The sequence below is a fragment of the Kitasatospora sp. NPDC056076 genome (assembly GCF_042266305.1).
GTDB lineage: Bacteria > Actinomycetota > Actinomycetes > Streptomycetales > Streptomycetaceae > Kitasatospora.
Window position 1 is genome coordinate 1 of sequence record NZ_JBHJWG010000077.1, and the last position, 21,687, is coordinate 21,687.

Below are 21,687 nucleotides of genomic sequence, written 5' to 3' on the forward strand. Positions count from 1 at the left end.
CCGGGCGGGGTTTTACTACCCCCCGGGCGCCGCCCGGGGCCCCGCCCCGGGCCCGCCGCCGCGAGCGGACCACCCGGCCGCCGCAAGTCGATCACGCCCACCCTGGCCACCGCTGGCCCGCCCGGCCCGGCCGCCCGCACCCATCGGAACGCCGAGCTGCCCGGCCGCGGCGCGAGCACCGGGCTCCGCCCTGGGGCCGGGGGACGGCCCGGGGGTTGGGCGAAGGAACGGAGTGGCCCGGAGCGAGACCCTGAGGGGGCCGCGCCAGGCGACAGAAGGGTCGTCGGCGTTTCCGGGAGGCCTGGACAAGGGGTCTGACCTGCGGTGATGCACCATCCAAGGGGTGGGATGACCGGAAGCGGCATCGGAAGCGCGCCCACGGGCCTGTCCGGGCCCGGAACAACGTGCCGCGAGGCGATTCCCACCGGTCTCCGGCTGTCGTCCGGGGCGTCCGGGCGGCGCCGTTCGACGGTACTCGGCGCGGGCCTTCGGCGCCATGTGCGGCCGGACAGGCGGCGACGGCCCGGACGGCCGCTGCGCGATCCCGGTTTCCGGGGCATTCGTTGGTCGGCGGCAGCCGGCACCGCGGCGGGCTGCTCTTGGTCGTCGCCGTCGGTCGCGGCTTCGCCTCGCGGGGCGCTGTCCATGTCCGGGATGGTAGCCGCCGAGGTCAGCGCCCGGGTCGGGTTTCGCCCCGCGCGGGGCGAAACCCGAGCGCGGGGCGGGCGAGGACAAGGGGTTCTGCAGCGCGGCCGGGGCGGTTGTCCCGGGCGGTGCTGCACGCCGACGTGAGGGTGCAGCAGGTGCAGCGCGGTCCGGTGCTGCACGTGGCCGGAGCCCGGCGCCGGGCGGCAGCGGCCAGGACGGATCCGGTGCCCAGGTCGGCCAGCCGCCGGCGAACGGCCCGTTGCGGTCGTCCAGCATGGCGATCGCCCGGCCGCGGGCCTGCTCAATCTGGCGGCCCACGCAGTCGTCGACCACGCCGAGACGGCGCAGCTGGGCGTACTCCTCGGTGTCCTTCCAGTGGTGCCCTGACAGGTCTGGGGTGACAACGAGGCCCGCGAGGTCCGCGGTGACGTCGCAGGCCTCCACAACGTCGACGAGCGGGGCGGGCAGCGGGCCGCCGGAGGGCACGGTGTCCTCGGCGCCCCGCTTCGGCCAGCACCGTCCCCGCCTGACCGGCCCGATATCAAACTCACCAACAGGCGACTCGACCAGCTCACCGCACTCGGGCTCGACTGGCACTGACCCGGTCAGGCCCGACGCCTCACGTTTGGATACAGCGGCATCACAAGACGGGCGTCAGACGTACGGTGAGTACTCCACATCCTGGTCGAGGCATACGACGATGCGGATGTTGAAGTTGTGGCCGTCGTTGTACCAACGAGTCCAGTCGGCATGACCGTTGCCATGCGCGTATGTGTACATCTTGCCGAAGTCACGGAAGTACCCGTCGCTGAACGGGCCGCCCTCCAGGTAGGCCGTGCAGTGAAAGCCGGGGTCAGCTGTCAGGTGCCCCTGCACTTGGAACCCGTTGCCGCTGCCACGCGCAGTGAGCCACCCGAGACACGCGTCATGACCCGCCCACGTGTACGTGTTCGTAAGTACGTGCGACGACGGTGCGGGCAATCGCCGACCCCGCTCCCATGCTGAGGGTCGCGGTTGCTCAGAGTGCCAGTGGCGCTTCATGAACGCCACACGGCAATGGCAATTGTCAGGCCAACCAAGGGAAGCAGGCGACCAAGGTCGTACCGCCTCCACCCGCTGTGGCTGCGCTGGTCGGGGCGGTGGTGTCGGTCATCGTGCGGTGCCTCTCCTGTCCTTTGAACGGGCGCCGTCCCGGCCCGGGGTGGGCCGGGACGGCGGGGTCGTGCGGGGCGGGTCAGCCGGTGACGGTCTCGGCGTGCCGGTGGAGCGCGTCCAGGAGCGCGGTCTGGTGATCGGTCAGCTTGCCGTCGGTGCGGGCCTTGTCCTGCTTGCGCAGCCAGGTGCCGGGGCGGAAGGCCGGGTCCGCCTCGCCGCCGGTGCGGTTCGCCGGGCCGTCAAGGGTGCCGCCGGCGGCGAGGTAGGCGAGCAGGCGGCGGTACGACCTGTTCCAGTCCGGCTCCAGGCGCCACAGCTCGTCCAGGCGGTCGAGCTTGGCCACCTGGTCCTTGGTGAGGTTGTCGGCCTTGCGCTGGCGGCGCATCCACGCGCCCACCGCATAGTCGTCCAGTTTGGCGGTCGCCGGGATCGCCAGGTGTCCGTGGGCGCGGTGGAACGCGGCGGCGTAGGCGGCCCCGCGGTCCCAGGCGTTGGCGTTCTTCGACCAGATCATGCCGAGCGCCTCCAGCTCCGAGACGCGGGCCGGGTCGAGCAGTCCCTGGCCGTGAAGGTGGCGCTGGCGGGTGAGCCAGGAGATCAGTTCGGCGTGCTTGGTCTTGTCGGTGGGGTCGAGGTGGCCGTGCTGGAGGTTGGCTCTATACGTGAGTTGTGACAGCACCTGTCGGTCAGCGACGACAGCGTCCTGTGCCACGGGAGAGTGATGTCGCTGAGTTTTGACAGCACCTGAGTGCTTGCTTCGGGACCATGGTTGTGCTCTGCACGACGAGGGGGCATGGGTGCTGCCGAAGTCCAAGGTCGATCTGTACGCGGCGATCCGCCGCGATTCCCGGGCGGGCCTGTCCGGCCGTGCGTTGGAGCGCAAGTACGGCGTCGGGTTCCGCACGGTGCAGAAGGCATTGTCGTCGGCCTGGCCGGAGCCGCGGAAGAAGCTGCGGCCCAGGGCGACCAGGCTGGACCCGTTCAAGCCGTTGATCGACCAGATACTGCGGGCCGACCTGGACGCGCCGCGAAAGCAGCGCCACACCGTGAAGCGGATCTTCGATCGGCTGGTGGACGAGCACGACGCGGACGAGATCTCCTACCAGATGGTCCGCGGCTACGTGGCGTCGCGGCGCGAGGAGATCCGCATCGAGGCAGGGCGGGGCGCGGTGGACGCGTTCGTGCTGCAGACCCACAAGCCGGGTGCTGAGGCGGAGGTCGACTTCGGGGACGTGACGGTGCGTCTGGCCGGTGAGCTGGTGACCTGCTACCTCTTCGCGTTCCGGCTGTCCTACTCGGGCAAGGCGGTGCACCGCATCTTCGCCTCGGCCGGCCAGGAGGCGTTCTTCGAGGGCCACGTCCACGCTCTCAACGTGCTCGGCGGGGTGCCGACCGGGAAGGTCCGCTACGACAACCTTAAAGCTGCTGTTGCCCAGGTGCTGGGCTTCTCCCGCCAGCGGGTGGAGGCCGACCGTTGGACCGCGTTCCGCTCGCACTATGCCCTCGACGCCCTCTACTGCCAGCCCGGCATCCGTGGCGCCCACGAGAAGGGCGGCGTCGAAGGCCAGATCGGCTGGTTCCGCCGCAACCACCTGGTCCCCGTCCCCGAAGTCACCACGCTCGCCGAGCTGAACGCCATGATCGAGCAGTGGGACGAGAAGGACAACGCCCGCCGGATCCGCTCCCGGCCCCGCACCATCGGGGAGTACTTCGCCGCCGAGCAACCGCTGCTGGCGCCGCTGCCGGACGAGCCGTTCGAAACGGGACGGCTGTTCACGCTGCGGGTCGACCGATACAGCCAGATCAGCGTCCGCACGAACCGGTACTCGGTGCCGGTGCGGCTGATCGGCCTGACCGTCCGTGTGATGCTGCACGCCTCCGAGGTGGTCGTCCACGAGGGCAGGGAGGAGGTCGCCCGGCACGAGCGGCTGATCGCCAAGGGCGGCACCCGCCTCGACCTCGACCACTACCTTGAGGTGCTGGTCCGCAAGCCGGGCGCCCTGCCCGGGGCGACCGCGCTCGAACAGGCCCGATCCGCAGGCAGGTTCACCCCGGTCCACGATGCCTGGTGGGCGGCGGCCCGCCAAGCCCACGGTGACCGCGACGGCACCCGGGCCCTGATCGACGTCCTGCTGCTGAGCCGCCACCTGCCCCACGAACACCTGGTCGCCGGTCTCGCGGTCGCCCTGAAGGCGGGTGCGCTGACCGCCGACGCCGTCGCGCTGGAAGCCCGCAAGGCGGCCGAAGCCGACACCGCAGAGCCGGCCGAGCCGGAGCCACTCACGGTTGACCGCGCGAAGGTGACGTCCCTGACCGCGCGGCGCCTGGCCCATCTGCCGCCCGATACCCGGCCGCTGCCCTCGGTCGCCCACTACGACCAGCTCCTGCGTCGCCACCGGCCGGACCGCCCGACCACCACCTGAAGGAGAGTGCCGTGACCTTCCCCCGCCAACGAGGACTCACCGAGCAGGCCGCCAACGCGGCCATCGACCAGGCCTGCCGGATGCTGCGGCTGCCCACCATCCGCGCCCAGTTCCCCGAACTCGCGGAGACGGCCTCCCGCGAGCAGATGTCCTACCTCGGGTTCCTCGCCGAACTGCTGATGTCCGAGTGCGACGACCGGGCCCGGCGCCGCTCCGAGCGCCGGATCAAGGCCGCCGGGTTCCCCCGCGACAAGTCGTTGCGGAAGTTCGACTTCGACGCGAACCCCAGCATCGACCCGGCGATGATCCACACCCTCGCCACCTGCGAGTGGATCAAGAAGAGCCTGCCGCTCTGCCTCATCGGCGACTCCGGGACCGGCAAGTCCCACCTGCTGATCGCGCTGGGCACCGAGGCCGCGATGGCCGGCTTCCGGGTCAAGTACGTCCTCGCCACCAAGCTCGTCAATGAGCTGGTCGAGGCCGCGGACGAGAAGCAGCTCGCCAAGACCATCGCCCGCTACGGCCGCGTTGATCTTTTGTGCATCGACGAACTCGGATACATGGAACTCGACCGCAGGGGCGCCGAGTTGCTGTTCCAGGTCCTGACCGAGCGCGAGGAGAAGAACAGCGTCGCCATCGCCTCCAACGAGTCGTTCGGCGGCTGGACCAAGACTTTCACCGACCCCCGTCTCTGCGCGGCCATCGTCGACCGACTCACCTTCGGCGGCAACATCATCGAGACGGGCACCGATTCCTACCGCCTCGCTACCACCCGCGCCCGGGCCAAACAGCAAGCGGCAGCTGCTGGCTGACGATCGCAAGCAGGGTCTTCCTCGGCTGCAGCCGACAGGCACCGAGGAAGACCCCGTCACAGGTTCGGTTGGCCCGAATAGGAGGACTGACCGAACACACGGGCCACCCAGCCGTCGAGCTGGGCGCCGAACTCCCGAGCTGAAGCGATACCCGAGGCCGGAAGTGCGCCAGCGTCGTCCATGCCGGCGACGAAGTCGACATCGGCCCAGCCCCCACGGAACAGCACCACCGACAGCTCAGCCTCCGCCGGGCCCGAGATGAGCACACCAACGGAGTCAGGATCGTTCACCAACGACCTGTCCGCCTCAAGTCGCTGAGGCCAGGGAGCGGCTTCATCGCGCCAGGTCACCCGGCCCACTGTCAGGCCACCAGCTCGCCACCCCGGCGCTCGATCACCTACTTCTGCAGCCGCCTCATCAAGATCAATAACTCGTTCCATGGACAGATCATGGTCCATGCCCGGCGCGCTGTTCCACCGACTTCCACCAGAGCGACACGACCCAAGCGCTGCCACTTCTCGGCAACAATTCCCGTCGAACAGATCGACAACCGCTGTCGGAACTCGCCGACAAGTGCTGTCAGGTCTCACCTACGCAGCCATGCTGTACGTGTGCGTCGAGGGAACGAACCCGATGCGGCGTGATTCCGTCTGGGAGATCCTGGTCGCCGTCTGCGAAGACCCCGTGCCGCCCCCGCTGTGCGCCGGCCCGCTCGCCCCGCTCATAGGCGCCCTGCTCACGAAGGACCCGGACGCGCGCCCGGACGCCGTCGAGACCGCCGCAGCGCTCACGGACATCCGTGACGAATCGCCGTCCCCGGCGGAAGACGGCGCGGCGGCCGTTCGGGACGGCAGGCCGGGCCACCCCCCGCGACCGAGTGCCTCCGGGCCGCGCCCCGCAGCCGCCCCCGACACCGTCTCCAAGGCCGTTCGGCACCCCGGGTCGACTCCCGACCGTGCACGGCGCATCCGCCGGACAGCACTCGCCGTCATCGCGCTCGCCCTCGCCGCAGGCGGCGTCTACGCGGCCCTGCCCGGCCCCCGCACCACGGCCGCCGGACCCGCCGAACCGATCGTCTCGCCGCCCGTCGACCTGACCCCGACCGTGTCCGCCGCCGGTCTGTGGATCGCCCAGCTCTCGGCCATCCCACGTTCCGCCGACCAGTCCGACCGCGACAAGGAACTCCTCGCCATCCAGCGCCAGGTCCCCGGGGCCAGAGTCCTCGACAGCAACGACTGGAAGTCCCTCCAGCCGGGCTACTGGGTGATCTACACCACAGCCGGCTTCCCCAACGGCGAATCCGCCCTGTCGTTCTGCGCCCAGCACGGCCGCAGCAAGTGCATCGGCCGCTTCCTCAGCCAGGACACCGCCGACGGGCGCTTCGTCTGCCTGCCCACGACCGACCCCGGACAGCCCCCGAGCCGTGAAGCGTGCCACCGCCCCTGACCACACCCCGCCCCGCTCACTGAACGGCGCCCTCCCCGCCGTTCACAGCCCACCGAGACACGCGGGCGAGGTACCGGGCTACAGGCGCGTCCGGAAATCCCGACACCCCACCCCGGTGGCCACGACGGGCAGCAGGGGCCGAGCGGGGAGCAGCCAGCTGAGCCGGAGGGCCAGGCGGTCCTACCCCGGGACCGGCCGCTCGACCACCCCGAAGTCCTCGGCCCGACCGGTGCGCGGCACCCGGCGCAGGTGGTCGTCGCCTACAGGACGGTGCCGGGGCCGACCAGGGTGCCGGTGAGGCGGACCACCGGGTCCGCGACGAACCGGCCGCCCTCCCCCGGCCGCGCGGCCGTCCCGCCACCGCACGTTCCAGTCCGCGGCGTCCTCCTGCGCGCGGCCACCCGGGTGATCCGCCGGGCGGTGCCTGCGCGGGGGTGCCCGGGCCAGGGGCGCGGGGCGGGGATGATGCGGCAGAACCCGCCCGGCACACCCGCCGGCCGTCCCCGCGCCCGCCGGCGGCCCCGAACGTTGGAGTTCCCCGTGCTCGTACGCCGTACCGTCACCGCCTCCCTGGCGGCCCTCGCCGCCCTGTGCGCCTCCGCACTGCCCGCCGCCACGGTCCACGCCGCCGCGCCGGAGACCCTCAACTGCTTGGCGAACGCGGCCGTCACCTTCGACCCGCCACTGGGCGCGAGCGCCCGGGCCACCACCGTCGCCATCAGCGGCAGCGTCAGCGGATGCACGGACTCCCGCGGCGGTGGGGGCGCCGTGACGGGCGGCACGGTCACCGCCACCCTGAAGTTCACCTCCCTCAGCTGCAGCCCCCTGAACCCGGCCACGCTGGCGCCGGGCGCCTCGGCCGCCTTCTCCTGGGACCTCGCCGACGGCACCCGCACCGCCAGCGCCGTCACCGCCCTGGCCCTCACCCAGGTCGACGGCGCCGGCACCCTGGCCGGCACCGTCACCGCCGACTCCCCCCGCTTGGCCGGGGAGAAACTGACCTCGCTGCTGAACATCGACAGCGACCAGCCCCTCCTCGACAACTGCGCCGACGTCCTCCTCCTCGGCGCCCCGCCCATCGCCGCCTCCACCCTCACCGCCGACATCGCCTTCGGCTGACAGCCCCCAGCCGGCCATCGCGGACGAGCACGACGACGGACAGACGGCCGCGGGGACAGCGGACACGCGTCCAGGCCGACGAAGACAGACAGGACCACGGCCCAGGACGGGGACGCAGCGCGTCCCCGGGGCCAGGCGCTCGACCACCCCGAGGTCCTCGGCCCCACCGGTGCGCAGCATCCGGCGCAGGTGGTCGTCGCCGCACTGGCCGTCACCGTACTGCTGGCCCTGGCCCGGCACGTCGAGGTCGTCTGGCACTGACCCCCGAGGGAAACCGGTCCGCCGCCCACTCGGGGGCCCTGGCCGCGACCGGTCCCCCAGTGTGCGTGGTCGGCACCGCAGGGCCTCCGGGGCTGGTCCAAGGCGGTGTCAGGCAGTGCCCGCCTGCCCGGTCCCAACGACGCGGGTCCGACGGACCGCCTTGTTCGACGCCGCCCCCGGGTGCGGCAGCCGCTGGAGCTGATCGGCCCGTCAGCCGCCCCGCAGCACTTCCGTGTCGCCGGAAGCCGTAGGGGATGCTCCAGCAGAAGCAGGTTCGACCCATCTGCTCGCCGCGATCGAGGGCGCCGCGCCCGTGACCTCTGCCAAGAGAGCCTGACCGTTTGCCAGGCGAGTTTGACCGTCCGGCCTGGTCAGGAGACGGTCGCTCCGTTCAAGGTGCCCGGGGCACGATCGCCGCAGTCGTGCCTCCTTCGACCTCCATCGTCGTGTCCATGCTTATTGGTTCGGCCGTTTCCGCCCGAGCGCAGACAACCTCCGTGGATCATGGCGTGCGGCGGCCGGACAGGCCGCCGCACTGTGATGATCACCATGGAGGGGACCACATGGCAGGCGGAGCGTTCACCGATTTCTCCGGCACGTACGACCTCGTCAGCAGCGAGGGGTACGAGAAGTACCTGGAGTCGGTCAAGGTCGATGCAGCGACCCGAGAGGTGCTGACGGCGGACCCGCAGACGGTGAAGATCACGCAGGAAGGCGACCACTACACGTTCAGGAACACGGTCGCCACCAAGGAGTCCATCCTGCAGTTCACCCTCGGCCAGGAGTTCGTCGCGGACTTCGGGTACGGCGACGACCGCCGGGCCAAGGGGATAGCCCGCCGTGACTTCAACCACCTCACCCTGCAGTGGAAGGCCGGCACCACCGAGGCCACCGTCCGCTTCACCGCCGACGACGAGGGCCTCCTCGACGTGGTGTTCGCCGGCCCGAACGCCACCACCGCCACGCGGCGCTACAAGCGCCAGCCCTGACCAGGCGCCACCGGCGGAGTGGGCCCCGGCATCCGCCGGGAGCCCGCTCGCACACCTGCAACTCGCCACCGACTCCCCTTCCGGTCAAGGTCGCCCGTCGGAGGACAGCCGGGTTCTGGCCGGCCGGATGTCTCTCCATTGTCCCAGGTGCGGCGCGGGCCATCTTGACCTGGGGAAATGGCCCGGGACCGTCCCAGCGAATCGGGGCATACAGGGCGCGCTGGGCCAGGGGTGTCCCAGCGCTGTCCCAGCTGCGGGCGATCACCTGACCGCCCGTCTACAACTCCGCTCAGCGGCCGGCCTGCCAAGCCCGGACCGCCTCGCGCATGCGCTCGGCGTCGTCCCAGCGCGCCGGGTGGGGCATCCGCCCGCCGGTCTCGCCGTCCATGACGTACCGGAGGGACTGGGCCAGGTCGGCCGGGTCCGAGACGGCGGGCACGTCCAGGTCCATCGGCGGGAACGAGTCGGCGGGGCCGGGCCCCTGCTCCCAGATGTACGACCAACCGCCGGCGGCGTCCCAGTTCACGGTGAGCAGCAGGTCGGCGTCGGAGGCGTCGGGACCGCCGTGCGGGTTGTGGTTGCCGGCGCCCCAGCCGAGGGCCGCCTGCAGTGCAGGAGCGCCGGTGGCGGGGTCCGCCTCCTCCAGCCGCCAGCCGTCGGGGCCGCGCCCGATGGCCTCCAGTGCGGTGACGACCTGGGCGATGTAGTCGTGGTGCGGCAGGTGGCCGCCGTACTCCTCCGGGATCTTCGGCATGCTGGTCTTCCCCTCCGTCGCGGTGGTCACGGGACCGGTTCCGGCTCCGTTGCCGATCGTCGGGCGGCTCCCCTGTGGACAGCGACGTGCCGGTCGCACGGGCACCCCCGCCCGGGTCAACGAGCGGACCTCGCTCCGGGAACCGGCGCACCGGGCGGACCGGCCGGGTGCCGGCGGGCGGCGAGAGGACGTGGGCGGCCTTCGGGGCGCTTGCCCTCGACCGTACGGGCGTGCGACCTACGATGGGTCACTGTCCGACACCGATTTCCCCGATGGCCTGCTGGAACTCCAGCGCCGCTGGTACGCCGCCGAGGGCAGCTGGGCCGGCGACCCGACCGGGGAGTCGCGAGCCGCGTTCTCCGCGGTGAGCGCCGAGCTGTACGCGCACCCGTACTGGGTCGGGACGGAGAACCGGCACGAGGCCGTGATGGCCCTCAAGCAGGCCGCCCCGCCCGGACACCGCGGGCCCGTCGGCCTGAGCGGCGGGCTGTGCCGCAGGGCTGGCCCCCTGGATCTCAGCGCGTCGCCGGTTGGGGTTCGCCGGCGTGGAGCCGCAGGCGCACCGCTTGGTCGTGCAGGCTTGCGGTGCTGATGACCGCGACGGTCTCCGTCCCGACGCTGGCGCCGGTGGCCACGTAGTCGCCATGGGTGAGCCGTCGGGCCTCGATGACGGTGCCGTCGACGATGAGCTGCCCGGGGCCCTCTTCTGGCTCGCCGGGCAGGTCGATCGGTCCAGCGGCGCAGGCGTTGGCGAGGAAGACGTCCAGGAGCGATCCCAGGTCGAAGGAGGATCGCGCCCGGATGTGGTCGGGCAGGGGACGCTGGGTGGTGACCTGGACGAGGTTCGTGCGCTCCTCGTGGTACTGCAGGTCGAGGTGGTGGAGGACACCGTCGGTCGACTGTCGGCCGACCAGCCGGTGCCAGCCGGGGCGGGGCTCTTCCAGTGCGGCGACCCGGTGGCCGAACGCCTGGAGCGTCTCCTGCCAGGTGGGCTCGATGGGACGGTCCATACGGGCGGTGCTGCGGAACATGACGGCCCCCCAGGGAGTAGAGCGCGGGTACGGTGCCGTCTCATCGTGGCACCGCACCCGCGCTCACGGACAGCGGTTCGGCCCGCAGGGCGGGCGGTTCGGTCGGCCTAGTAGATGGTGTAGTACACCGTCAGGGTCGCGGGGTGGCAGACCGATCCGTCGTCGAGCGTCGCGTAGCTGGTGTCCGAGTCCAGCCGGGTGTACGCGCTGCCCAGCGTCAGGCCGCCCGGCGCCCACGTGCCCTTCCACGCGTTGCGGTCGGCCAGGCCGCTCGGCCCCCAGGCGTGGTTGGCCACACCGCCCCCGTCCACCGCGTGGACGTGCCAGTAGTAGAAGATCGCGGCCTGGCCGGGCAGCAGGTTGAACCCGGACTCGATCTTGATGGCGCGGCCGCCGACCGCGTCGCCGTCGAGCCAGGCCTTGCCGCAGACGTCGTTCCACTCGTCGTGGGAGTCCGGCTGTGCTGCCACGCCCGGGGCCGGCTTCACGCTCTTGCCCCAGAGCGCGGCGGCCTTGGCCTGCGCGGTGACGTCCGCGGCCGGGGTCGCGTTCTTCTTGACGGTGTACTGCATGCCGTCGGCCGTGGTCTTGATGACGTAGCCGTGCGCCTCGGCGACGGCCGCGTCGTAGCCGGTGAGCTTGAGGCCGGTCTCGCCGTGCACGTGGGACACGGTCGGCGCGGCCTCGGCGGCCGTCGCGGACGGCGTCGTGGCGGCCAGTGTCGCCGCGGTCAGCGCCGCGACAGCCGCGGCGGTGGCGAACTTGATCACGAGGTTCCCCCCTCTTGAGATGCGGCCCGCTCGGGCCACGGGGAAGAGCCTGCACGGCCGGAGGTCAGGAACACATCAAATATTCGCACTAGCGTCCGAAAAGGATCTGCGGATGGCCGACAGGCCGGACACGCACAACCAAGCCCTCCCATGGCGAACCAGTCGGTACGCACCACCCCGGCCACGGCCGCGCACACGGCCCACGGCACCACTGCGCAACTCCGACCGGGCAACCCCGGATCCACGTCCGACGCCGGGGAGCGGACCGTAGGCCGTGGCCCCGGACCCGGCCTACAGGTGCGGGCCGATCAGCAGCACGGTGACCACTGCGTCGTCCTGCCCGCCGTGGTCCTGGTCGCCGCCGCTGGCCGACCGTGGCCCGCAACAGATCCTCCGACGACGTGCCCATACACGCCTCCCGCATGTCCCATGTGCTGCACGTATAACGACTGGTCAGGATGTCAGGCGGCGGGCCCTCCAACAGTGGCCGCGCCGGTCGGCCGGGCCTTCGCCGTCTTCGTCCTCGACCACGCCAGCGGGCAGCGAGTGCGGGAGGCCGGCCTCCCGCTGGCGGCGGATCAGACACACCCGGCCGTCGTGGACGAGCGCCTCGCACACCCGCACCCGGACCGGCCCGGTTGCTGTGCCGCTGCTCGTCATGGCCGTTACGGGGTCATCGCCGTGGCCGCTTCGTCGGCACCGGGCGGCAGCGCCGGCAGCGGCCAGGACGGATCCGGTGACCAGGTCGGCCAGCCGTCGGCGAACGGCCCGGTGCGCTCGCCCAGCATGGCGATCGCCCGGCCGCGGGCCTGCTCGATCTGGCGGCCCGTGTAGTCGTCGACCACGCCGAGGCGGCGCAGCTGGGCGTACTCCTCGGTGTCCTTCCAGTGGTGCCCCGTCAGGTCGGGGGTGACGACCAGGTCGAGGGCGAGGTCCATGGTGTCGATGCCCAGGCCCGGGCGGCGCCGGTAGGGGTGCTCGAAGTTGACGTACCAGCGCAACGGTTCCTTCGTGGCGGCGTCCTGGAAGCAGTGCACGGAGAACCACTCGCCGGCCAGGAAATGGCTCAGCAGCTCGGTGTTCTCCCAGCGGTAGGGGCCGAGGGTCCAGGTGCCGGCCGCCAGGTCGGCCAGGCCTTGCTGGCGGGTGGCGTCGTCGCCGGTGCGGGTGGAGGTGATCCAGGTCGTCGGGGCGAGGCTCTCGATGCCCGGCCAGTAGGCCAGGGTCAGCACGTGGCCGGTGTCGTCGATCACGCGCTGGGGCATCGCGGTCCACACCCGGTCGGCGTGGACGTCGCGGCGGATCGCGGTGGTGCCGGGCTCGAACAGGGCGGTGTCGGTCATGGCGAAGAGCGTTCCCGCCCGTGGGGTCGGGAAGTCCGCTCGAAGGTGTGACGGCGGGTCAGGGCTTGGGGAAGCCGTAGCATTTCTCATCGGCCGCTGACCTGCGACGACACCCGAAGCTCACCGGGTCCGAGGCGAAACTCCCCAGTGCAGGTCAGCGGGGGTGCCGAAACTCCCCGGTGCAGGTCAGCGGCCTGCGCCGGGAAGGGGCCGGGTCAGGACCGGCGCCACCCGGAGCTGGTGCGCTTCGCCTCGGCGGCCGCGGGTTCGGCGACGGCCCGCTCGCGCTCGGCGGCCTCCCGCGCCTTCCGGTCCGCGTCGGCCTGGCGGCGGCCGGCGTCCGGCCCGTCGTCGTTCCAGCCCCGTTCCTTCTCCTCCCACCGCTCGTCCGAGAACGGGGATTGGATTTGCTTCACGTGCGCTGCCGGCGCGAACTGCTGATGGCGTCGCAGGGGCTGAGCGTCCAAGATGAATCACGACGGGCCGCCTTCTGCTGGGGTCGGCTGTCGGGCAGGGGCTCTCTCTGAAAGGGTCCCTGCCACCCTCGTACGCAAGCCCGACGCCGCCGTCTGCACAACCCTCGGATGCGGCAACCTGGACGCCCGGGTGGTGGGGCCAGGTGAGGCGGACCAGGCCTTCGTGGAGCGCGGCGCGGTCGGGGTCGCCGAGGCCGCGGGCGGAGGGCACGCTCCAGCCGGTCGGGCGCTTGAGGGCCAGGTTCTGCACGGCGGGCATCGCGCGCGGAAGGGCCTGGCCGCCACGGGCTCAGCCCTCGGGGTGGCCGCGCTTGTACCGGCGCTCGTTGAGGTCGGCGAGCCAGGCGGCCGGGTCGTCGCAGCCGGCCGGGGCGTTGACCGCGGCGATCTCCATCCGAAGGAACGTCGGCTGCACGAACGAGGGCCCGTGCTCGGCCTCGACGTGGTCGGCCCACCGGTCGAGTTCGGCGACGGCCTCGGCGAACGGCACCAGGTCGCCCACCGTCCCGCACGCCGCGCAGCCCACGACCACGCACCGCAGCGCCGGCCCGAAGCCGGCCGCGGCCATCGAGGACCGGGCGGCCCAGGCCCCGGCCGGCGGGCGCAGGCCGGTTGCGCCGTCGCCGCCACCTTCCCCGAGGCCCGCCGCACGGACGTCCAGACGCTGGACGGCGAGCAGGTCGCCGTCCGGCACGGGCGCGCGCACCTGCTCGACGGCGGCCGGATCCGCACCGCCTTCGTCGCCGACGCCCGGGAGCGCGGCGAGGCCCGGGGACCACTCGACCTCCGCCCCTCCCCGAAGCTGCCGGTCGACGGCGGAGGGGCGTACCGGTCCGCCGCCGATCGGGCCCGGAACGCGATGCTTGCTCAATTGGTGCGGGTGTTCGTGAGGTGTGTCCCGATATAGCCGACGATCATCTGGGCGGGACGGGCAGGGATCCCGGTCGCGTCGAGGAAGTGGATGCGCGGGGCCATTCCGCCGTTGTCGAGTTTCAGGTGCGGCTTCATCTCCGCCTGTCCGGACGGGTCGACGTCCTCGGGAACCGGGAAGACGCGTTCGTCCCCCCAGCGGTCCATCGTCTGCTTCGACTCGCTGGTGGCGAGCTGCTTGTGCGGCCACCCCACCGTGCCGGGTATCCCGGAGGTGCAGAACTGGTAGAAGCTGCCGTTGAACGCGGGGGTGAGCGCGTAGGAGTTGAGGGCGCGCAGACCGTTCCAGGCCTTGGCCGCCCACACGCGGGCCCGGTCGGACTCGTCCAGGGCCAGGGCCTTGTCCCGGTCGGCCGTGACCAGGACGCCCGGAAGCTCGACGAGGCGTTCCCACAGCTCTTCGAAGGACTGGGGAGAGCCGGGCAGTTCCTCGAGGACGACGGTGTCCTCGGAGCGGCCGGCCGAGTGCAGGCGACGGCGCAGGACGTCGGCCTCGGCCCGCAGCCTCTCGACCTCGTCCCAGGCGGTGAGGGCGTCCTCGATGTCGCGCAGGCCGACAGTGGCGGCGGCGTCGAGCTGTGTCTGGAGGGCGTCGATGGTGCGGTCGGCCAGTTCGGCGTTACGGGCGGCCTCCTTGAGGTCGGCGTCGGCCTGGCCGAGCAGGCCCGTCAGCAGGGCGATCTCCTCGTCGACCACCGAGGTACCGACCGGACGGTCCACAGTGAGCGCGGCCTGGCGCTCGGCCTGGTGGGTCTGGGCGACGTCGGGGAACGACACGGCGTGCAGGGCCGGCGGCAGGGGCGCGCGGCTGGCCATCTGGTGGGCCCGGCGGGCGATACCGAACCAGGAGCTGTCGGCGGGATTGCACATGCGGGCGGAGCTGAGGAAACGGTGCCGGGACGCATCCGGGGCCCAGGCCGGGTCGACGTCGGGCAGGAAGGTACGCACCGCGCCCGGGGCGACGCGGTGGTGCTCGCCGATCTGCTCGCGGAACGCGTCGACGGCAGCCGCATCGCGTAGAAGGTACAGGGACGCGGCCCCTGCGCACTGGGGCATGGTCTTTCGCATGCGGGTGGACCAGAGGGCGTCGGGGCGCAGCGGGCGGGCGGCGACGATGACGGGCAGGGTCCGCTGCTGGTCGCACAGGACGTGCAGGAGGTGGTCGAGGTCGGTGCCGACTTCCTGGGCGTGGAGGGTGAGCCGGGCCAGGCCGTCGCGGGGGTGGAGGGCTTCGACGAGGTCGCGGACCAGGGCGGGGCGGGCAGGTGTGACCGTGTGGCCGGGGTTGGGGAACGCCTCCAGGACGACGGAGACGGCGGCGTTGGGGTGGGTCGGTTCGGAGGCGACGGCGGTGACGGTGGTGCGCCAGGTCGCATTGGCCTCGTCCTGGCGCAGTTGGAGACGGAACGCCTTCTCCGCCCCGTCGTCGTCGTAGACGACCTGGGTGGTGAGCGTGGAACGGGCGTCTATCTGGTGGTGGCCGGAGGCCAGCGGCACGCTCCCGAACTTCTTCGTGAGCCAGTCCGCAGTGATCCGGCGCACGGCTGGCAGGACGAGGGCGGACTCGGAGATGGTAAGGGCAGAGCGCAGGATGAGAGGAGCTGTGGAGTTCAACTGCCGTTCCTGGTAAGGGTGCCGGGCAAGCGGGGACGGGTGCAGGGTAGCGGTACCGCGCCAGGCTCGTCCCTGGCCTGCGCGGGCCAATCCCTGCGGTGATCCGGGCCTTCACCGTTACGGCCACGAAGACGGAGGCACCGGGGTTCGCCGAGTCCACGCGCTCTTCACGCCGCTGGCGCCCGGCACCGCGCACCGCCACGACGAGCCGGCGCTCGCCGGCGGTGCGACCGCGGCGGCCGGCCTGGCGCGACCCGGGCCGGATGTCCGGCGCCGTCCTCGCGAACGCCGGCGCCGCGCTGGCCGTCACCCCGCTGCCGGCCCTGGCCCTGGCCCAGTCCGGGCACAGGCCGGTCCCTTCAGTCCGTACGAGCCCACGCCGCGGTGCCGCTCGGGCTGGTCCGAGGCGGCGTCAGGGGATGCCGCCCGCGGAGCAGGCCCCTCCGTCGTGCGGGAATCGGCTGCGGGCCTGCCGGGTGGGCCCGGCCGCCAGTGGGGGCAGGGTAGTTCACCGACGGCCGGGCCGTGCTGCCGGGGGGTTCCGTAACCCGGGGGGATGGGCAGGAACCGCTCCCGCGGTCCTTCTCACCCCGAACACCCGGGCCGAACCCGCCCTCCGAGACCGCGGGGCCGATGCGAACCCCGGGGCCGACGAACGCCTGCCCCAGCCGGACCCGGTGTCAGCCGGCGGTGGTGCGGGCAAGGGCGCTCCGGACCGGCCTCCCGATTATCGTCATGCAGACGAAAAGTGGGATACGCTCGACCTGCGTGGCCGACACCGATCCGCCACGCGGGAACGGTCGGGACGCCGGGACCCGGGGCTCGCCCCCGTCCCCTTTTCCGGCTCATACGGCAGCGGCAAGGCGGGGGAGAATGGGCAAGGGAGAGGCCGCCCGGATGCGGCAACACCTGGAAACCGAGATCGCGCGGCTGAGCGCCGTCGTCGGACTGACAGGCCGGGACGTACCGACCTTCGACAACCGTGACGGCGCCTGCCCGTTCATCAGCGTCGGCGGGAACGGCTGGCTGAGCTACCTCGCCCTTGAACGGGGAGAGCTCTGCTTCCAGCGCTCGACCCGCGATCCCGACGAACTGCTGTACTGGGCGTTCGACAGCGCCACACGCGAGCTCGCCAGCCGCTGGGTACTCAAGCACCCCCGCGAGGGCGAAGACCAGAGGGTGACACGTTGGAGGCGCCATGCCACCCTGCTCCACGCCCTGCATCCCGCGTGGGCCCAGCGATGGCGGGCAGAGCTGATCAAGGACCTTCGGGACGAGGACGATCACCGGCTCGTTCCCGCGCTGCCCCCGCCCCCGCTGGTTCTTGGACCCCCCGAACCGCCCGTCGAGGGCGTGCTGTTGCCGGTGCGCCCACACCGCTGGTGGTCCTGGCGGCACTAACCTGCTTGCGCAGCCAGGTTCCGGGTCGGAAGGCGGGGTCGTCGCCGAGGCCGGTGCGGTTCGCCGGGCCGTCCAGGGTGCCGTCGGCGGCCAGGTAGGCGAGCAGGCGCCGGTGGAAGCGGTTCCAGTCCGGCTCCAGCCGCCACAACTCGTCCAGGCCGTCGAGCTTGGCCACCTGGTCGGGGGTGAGATGACGATCCAGGACACCTTGCCCCTGCCGGACCGCCTTGTTCGACGCCGCCCCGGGCGCAGCAGGCGCTGGAGGATCGTCCGGGGCACAGAGCAGGGCGGCCAGCCACCTGCTCGCGCCTGGTCGGGGCGGGCAGCACAGCGGGCCCAGCTCCTCCGTCTCCCGGTCGCTGACGCACCACGGGCACTCCAGCCGGTCGGGCCGGCCCTCTCGGCCGGCTCCGGCTCCGAGCCGGCCTTCCCGCCGATCGAGCCCCGGCAGGTCCGGCACGGGTGTGGTCGGCCTGTCAGAAGGGCGGGTTGTCGGGGTCTCCGTCGCCGTCGGGCCAGGACGGGCCGGTGACGTAAGGGCTGCGGTCGTCGTCGCCGGGCCGGGCGAGCGCGGTCGTGTCGTGGCCCCAGGCGGTCAGCACGTCAAGGGCCTGCCCGCGTCGCCACCGCGTGTCGCAGGTGAGCAGGAGGCGCCGGGCTCGCTCGGCCAGGCCGTCGCGTTGCCCGGCCAGGCCCGGGTCCTCGGCGAACGCCAGGGCCGCGGACAGCGCGGAGTCCGCGGTCGCGGAGTCGCAGTCGTCGAGGAACGGGGCGACGGCCTGGAACAGCGCCGGTCTCAGCGCACGCACGGCCGCCATCGGCGGGTAGCCCTCCAGGAAGTCCTCCTCGAAGTGCCGTTGATGGGCCGCCACGCAGGCATCGTCGCTGTCATAGGCGATACCGGCCAGCCAGCCCAGCAGCAGGGCGCACACCCTGTCCGCCGCGCGGTGGTGCTCGGCGCGGCGGGCCAGGACCGCCGCGACACACAACGCGACCGGCGCGGTCGCCTCGTAGATCGTGTTCTGGTGCTGCACCGGCTCCAGGGCGTTGAGAACCTTCCCGGTCTCCTCCACGCTCAGGTCCGGGTTCAGGAGCGGGGCCAGGACCCGGGGAAGGTCTTCCGCGGTCCCGTACGCGGTGCGCAGCGAAGGCCAGTCCGTACCCCGCAGCACCACCCACGGATCCGGCAGAACATCGGGCATCGGCACGGGAAGACCCGGGTACGGGCCGGAAGTCGTCATCACCTGCCGCACCCTAGAACCCTCCACCGACACCCGCACCGGCCCCACCAGCAGCACCGGACGTGCCCGGCCCCGCCGCCTCCCGCTCCGCCGCGCACCACGGACACCCCAACCCGCCCGGACCGGCGGCCGACGGGGCGCAGCGGCGGCAGGGCTGGGGGCGGAGACGGGCCGGCCGGGGAAGTCGGCGGGCGGTGTCCGTCGGGGTGGGGTGTCAGGTGGGGGCCGGTGTGGTGCGGAACTGGCGGGCGAGGTAGTCGAACCAGGTCCGGTGGAAGGTGGCGGCCAGTCGGGAGGCGGGGGCGATGAGGTCGAAGGCGTGGTAGGCGCCGGGGTAGAGGTGGAGCTCGACGGGGACGCCGTGGGCGCGCAGGCGGGTGGCGTAGCTGAGGTCCTCGTCCCGGAAGCAGTCGAGGTCGCCGACGGTGATGAAGGTGGGCGGCAGGGCTTCGAGGTCGGCGGCGCGGGCGGGGGCCGCGTACGGGCAGACGTCGTCGGTGCCGGCGCGGTCGCCCAGGATCGCCTGCCAGGCCAGGAGGTTGGTCGAGCGGTCCCAGATGCCGATGTCGGTGATCTCGTGGCTCGACGCGGTCCGGTTGCGGTCGTCGAGCATGGGATAGGTCAGTGACTGGAACAGGGGTGTCGCGCCGCCGCGGTCGCGGACCAGGAGGGCGGTGGCCGCCGCGATGCCTCCGCCGCCGCTCTGGCCGGCGATGCCGATGCGGGTGCCGTCCAGGCCCAGGGCGTCCGCCTCGCGGCCGAGCCACTGGTAGGCGGTGAAGCCGTCCTCGGCGGCGCCGGGGGCGGGTGTCTCCGGGGCGAGCCGGTAGTCGACGACAGCGACGGCGCAGCCGAGGCTCGCGCCCAGCCGGGTCAGCCACGGGTCGTCCTGGGCGGCGAAGCCGAGGACCTGTCCGCCGCCGTGGAACCAGAGCAGCACCGGCAGCGGTCCCGGCGCGGCCGTGGGCCGTAGCAGGCGGACCGGTACGTCGGGGCCGTCCGTTCGGCTCGCGAGGTGTTCCTCGATGGTGACCGACGGGTCGGCGGGAAGGCTGTCGGCGGCCGCTTCGGCCTGGGCGCGGAAGGCGGCGCGCGTCGTGGCGAGGTCGGTCAGGTCGAACGCGCCGTTGGGGGTCATGGGGACCGCGTCGAGGGCCAGGCTCAGTTCCTGGTCCATCAGTCGGCGGGAATCGGGCATGGGTGTGCCTGCTCTTCGGGGGGACGGTTCGGACGGTTCAGAGGGTTCGGACGGTGCAGGCCTGTTCGGACTGGTTCAGGCCGGTTCGGAGGGTTCAGGGGCGGAAGGCGTCGATGACGACGATGCCGGTGGGCCCGTACGTCTCCAGGGACTCCAGGACCTCGCTCGCCTCGTGGAGGCCGACGGTGCGCGAGACGATGCGGCCGGGGCTGAGCCGGCCGGCGGCGATCATGTTCAGCATCGTGCCGAAGCGCTGGCCCTGCATGCCGAAGGCGCTCAGGAACTCCAGTTCCTTGACCATCATGACGTCGACCGGCAGCGCGACGTCCCCCTGTTCCGCGGCGGTGGTGTGCCCGAGTTGGAGGTGGCGGCCGCGGGTGCGCAGGGAGAGCACGGAGTTGCGGCAGGCGGCGGCGATGCCGACGGCGTCGACCGACACGTGCGCGCCGCCGCCGGTGAGGGTCTTCACGGCCTCGACGGGGTCGGTCGCGGCCGCGTTGACGGTGTGGACGGCGCCGAGCGCGCGGGCGGCGTCCAGTTTGTCCTGCGTGATGTCGATCGCGATGACGTTGGCGCCGGTCGCCGCGGCGATCTCCACCGTCGACAGGCCCATGCCGCCGCCGGCGCCGTACACCGCGACCCATTCGCCGCCGCGGATCCGCGCCTGGTCGACGACCCCGTGGAAGGCCGTCATGTAGCGGCAGGCCAGCGCGGCGACGTCCACGAAACCGACGCCCTCGGGCACTTCGACCAGGTTGACGTCGGCGAAGCGGACCATGACGTACTCGGCGAAGGCGCCCCAGTAGGAGACCCCGGGCACGAGTGCGTCGACGTGGTCGCAGACGTGCTGGTTGCCGCTGCGGCACATCTCGCACGAGCCCTCGCCGGGGTTCATCGGGAAGATGACGCGGTCGCCCTCCTTCCACCCCCGAACCTCGCGGCCGACCTCCACGACGGTGCCGGCGAACTCGTGGCCGAGGACGAACGGGGCCTCGACCCGCGGTCCGCCCGTCCAGAACTGCCCGGCCCACAGGGCCCAGTCGGTCCGGCAGATCCCGTTCGCCCCGACGCGCACGATCGCGCCGTCCGGCGGGCAGACGGGGTCGGGCACGTCGCGGAGGACGAGCGGCTTGTGGAGTTCCTCGATGACTGCGGCGCGCATGGCGCGGCCTCCTCGTGCTGGGGGGAGAAGTTGCGGGAAGCGGGGGCGAGTTGGGGGAAGCGGGGGTGAAGCGGGGGTGAGTCGGGGGGAATCGGGGAGCGATCGCCCGAACGTCAAAAGTCCACCGGTTCAAGCGGTGGACCTGAAAGCTAGCCGCTTGCCCGAAAACATGTCAACCGCATAAAGTGGTGGACATGGAGAGCAGTGTGGAGGACACGGGCGGCAAGGACGGCGGCCGCGAGGGACGCCAGCGCGCCAAGACCGACTTCCGCTTCGACGACGCCCGGCTGTGCTTCGCCTTCGCCGGCACCCTGGCCGACCGCGGCACCGGCACGCCCTTCGAACGACTGGCCCGGCCCGAGGACTTGAGCCGCTGGGCCGTACAGAGCGCCTGCACGACAGCCGCGCCGCCCTGCACCGAAGCCGACCTGGACCACGCCGGGCAGCTGCGCGAGGCGATCCAGCGAACCGGCCGCGCCCTGGCGGACGCCGTCCCGCCCTCCCCCGCGGACATCGCGCTCGTCAACCGGGCCGCCGCCGAGCCGCCCCCGAGGCCCGAACTCGCCCCCGACGCGGCCACCGTGCGCCGGCACGGCGACTCGATCGCGGCGGTGCTCTCGATGGTCGCCCGGGACCTGATCGCCCTCTGCGCCTCGGAGCACCGCACCCGCGTCCGTGTCTGCGGCAACCCCGACTGCGGCGCCCTCTTCGTCGACACCTCCCGCGCGGGCGCCCGCCGCTGGTGCTCGATGAAGACCTGCGGCGCCCTCGTCAAGAAGCGCGCCTACCGGGCGAGACTGCACACGCCCGCCGACGACGCCTGACAGTGAGGATGTTCATGAGCGGTTCCCGGGCAGGTCTGACTCAACCTCTGACTGACCTCGGGTCCTCAACCGGATCTGTCGGCCTCGTCC

General features: G+C 72.4%; 20 protein-coding genes. 7 read left to right on the forward strand and 13 right to left on the reverse strand.

Going from position 1 to position 21,687, the window contains the following annotated elements:
* Positions 1–1,302 precede the first annotated feature (1,302 nt).
* Positions 1,303–1,524 (reverse strand): hypothetical protein, encoded by a 222-nt coding sequence (locus tag ACFC1T_RS36480; protein WP_375896553.1) that lies wholly within the window; start codon positions 1,522–1,524, stop codon positions 1,303–1,305.
* A 358-nt stretch (positions 1,525–1,882) separates the two neighbouring features.
* Positions 1,883–2,482 (reverse strand): helicase associated domain-containing protein, encoded by a 600-nt coding sequence (locus ACFC1T_RS36485; RefSeq protein ID WP_375896556.1) that lies wholly within the window; start codon positions 2,480–2,482, stop codon positions 1,883–1,885.
* 121 nt (positions 2,483–2,603) lie between these two features.
* Between ACFC1T_RS36485 and istA the strand changes: the two genes are divergently transcribed.
* Positions 2,604–4,226 (forward strand): IS21 family transposase, encoded by a 1,623-nt coding sequence (gene istA, locus ACFC1T_RS36490; RefSeq protein WP_375896595.1) that lies wholly within the window; start codon positions 2,604–2,606, stop codon positions 4,224–4,226.
* An 11-nt stretch (positions 4,227–4,237) separates the two neighbouring features.
* A complete protein-coding gene (gene istB, locus ACFC1T_RS36495) occupies positions 4,238–5,038 on the forward strand; it encodes an IS21-like element helper ATPase IstB (RefSeq protein ID WP_375896558.1) in 801 nt (266 codons plus the stop codon).
* A 56-nt stretch (positions 5,039–5,094) separates the two neighbouring features.
* Here istB and ACFC1T_RS36500 read toward each other — a convergent pair whose 3' ends face one another.
* Positions 5,095–5,496, reverse strand: a complete 402-nt coding sequence (locus ACFC1T_RS36500) for a hypothetical protein (protein ID WP_375896561.1) — start codon at positions 5,494–5,496, stop codon at positions 5,095–5,097.
* Positions 5,497–5,671: 175 nt separating this feature from the next.
* Between ACFC1T_RS36500 and ACFC1T_RS36505 the strand changes: the two genes are divergently transcribed.
* From ACFC1T_RS36505 to ACFC1T_RS36515, 3 genes are all read left to right on the forward strand, one after another.
* A complete protein-coding gene (locus ACFC1T_RS36505) occupies positions 5,672–6,484 on the forward strand; it encodes a hypothetical protein (protein WP_375896562.1) in 813 nt (270 codons plus the stop codon).
* A 540-nt stretch (positions 6,485–7,024) separates the two neighbouring features.
* Entirely contained in the window at positions 7,025–7,603 is a 579-nt protein-coding gene (locus tag ACFC1T_RS36510) for a hypothetical protein (RefSeq protein ID WP_375896564.1), read from the forward strand.
* An 824-nt stretch (positions 7,604–8,427) separates the two neighbouring features.
* The gene (locus ACFC1T_RS36515) at positions 8,428–8,853 is read left to right on the forward strand and encodes a lipocalin/fatty-acid binding family protein (RefSeq protein ID WP_375896566.1); all 426 of its coding nucleotides are present in this window, start codon (positions 8,428–8,430) and stop codon (positions 8,851–8,853) included.
* A gap of 289 nt (positions 8,854–9,142) precedes the next feature.
* Here the strand turns inward: ACFC1T_RS36515 and ACFC1T_RS36520 are convergent, their stop codons facing one another.
* The 7 genes from ACFC1T_RS36520 to ACFC1T_RS36550 all read right to left on the reverse strand — a co-directional run bounded on the left by ACFC1T_RS36520 (position 9,143) and on the right by ACFC1T_RS36550 (position 15,699).
* Positions 9,143–9,637 (reverse strand): hypothetical protein, encoded by a 495-nt coding sequence (locus ACFC1T_RS36520; protein WP_375896568.1) that lies wholly within the window; start codon positions 9,635–9,637, stop codon positions 9,143–9,145.
* 485 nt (positions 9,638–10,122) lie between these two features.
* Complete coding sequence (locus ACFC1T_RS36525) at positions 10,123–10,617, reverse strand: hypothetical protein (RefSeq protein ID WP_375896570.1); 495 nt, start codon at positions 10,615–10,617, stop codon at positions 10,123–10,125.
* Between the two features lie 128 nt (positions 10,618–10,745).
* Positions 10,746–11,408: a hypothetical protein gene (locus ACFC1T_RS36530; RefSeq protein ID WP_375896573.1), complete on the reverse strand. Its 663-nt coding sequence runs from the start codon at positions 11,406–11,408 to the stop codon at positions 10,746–10,748.
* 665 nt (positions 11,409–12,073) lie between these two features.
* The gene (locus ACFC1T_RS36535) at positions 12,074–12,751 is read right to left on the reverse strand and encodes a DUF402 domain-containing protein (RefSeq protein ID WP_375896574.1); all 678 of its coding nucleotides are present in this window, start codon (positions 12,749–12,751) and stop codon (positions 12,074–12,076) included.
* Between the two features lie 215 nt (positions 12,752–12,966).
* Complete coding sequence (locus tag ACFC1T_RS36540) at positions 12,967–13,167, reverse strand: hypothetical protein (RefSeq protein WP_375896576.1); 201 nt, start codon at positions 13,165–13,167, stop codon at positions 12,967–12,969.
* Between the two features lie 349 nt (positions 13,168–13,516).
* Entirely contained in the window at positions 13,517–14,098 is a 582-nt protein-coding gene (locus tag ACFC1T_RS36545; protein WP_375896578.1) for a hypothetical protein, read from the reverse strand.
* On the reverse strand, positions 14,095–15,699 hold the full coding sequence (locus ACFC1T_RS36550) for a hypothetical protein (RefSeq protein ID WP_375896580.1): 1,605 nt from the start codon (positions 15,697–15,699) through the stop codon (positions 14,095–14,097). Before ACFC1T_RS36550 ends, ACFC1T_RS36545 begins: the two co-directional genes overlap by 4 nt.
* Before the next feature lie 945 nt (positions 15,700–16,644).
* On the opposite strand from ACFC1T_RS36550, the gene ACFC1T_RS36555 reads away from it, so the two are divergent.
* Complete coding sequence (locus ACFC1T_RS36555) at positions 16,645–17,172, forward strand: Imm63 family immunity protein (RefSeq protein ID WP_375896582.1); 528 nt, start codon at positions 16,645–16,647, stop codon at positions 17,170–17,172.
* Positions 17,173–17,648: 476 nt separating this feature from the next.
* Here ACFC1T_RS36555 and ACFC1T_RS36560 read toward each other — a convergent pair whose 3' ends face one another.
* The 3 genes from ACFC1T_RS36560 to ACFC1T_RS36570 all read right to left on the reverse strand — a co-directional run bounded on the left by ACFC1T_RS36560 (position 17,649) and on the right by ACFC1T_RS36570 (position 20,773).
* A complete protein-coding gene (locus ACFC1T_RS36560; protein WP_375896585.1) occupies positions 17,649–18,374 on the reverse strand; it encodes a hypothetical protein in 726 nt (241 codons plus the stop codon).
* Positions 18,375–18,627: 253 nt separating this feature from the next.
* Positions 18,628–19,611 carry an alpha/beta hydrolase gene (locus ACFC1T_RS36565; RefSeq protein WP_375896587.1) on the reverse strand — a complete coding sequence of 328 codons (984 nt, stop codon included), beginning with the start codon at positions 19,609–19,611 and terminating at the stop codon, positions 18,628–18,630.
* A 94-nt stretch (positions 19,612–19,705) separates the two neighbouring features.
* Positions 19,706–20,773, reverse strand: a complete 1,068-nt coding sequence (locus ACFC1T_RS36570; RefSeq protein WP_375896590.1) for an alcohol dehydrogenase catalytic domain-containing protein — start codon at positions 20,771–20,773, stop codon at positions 19,706–19,708.
* 194 nt (positions 20,774–20,967) lie between these two features.
* On the opposite strand from ACFC1T_RS36570, the gene ACFC1T_RS36575 reads away from it, so the two are divergent.
* Entirely contained in the window at positions 20,968–21,597 is a 630-nt protein-coding gene (locus tag ACFC1T_RS36575) for a CGNR zinc finger domain-containing protein (RefSeq protein WP_375896592.1), read from the forward strand.
* Positions 21,598–21,687 lie beyond the last annotated feature (90 nt).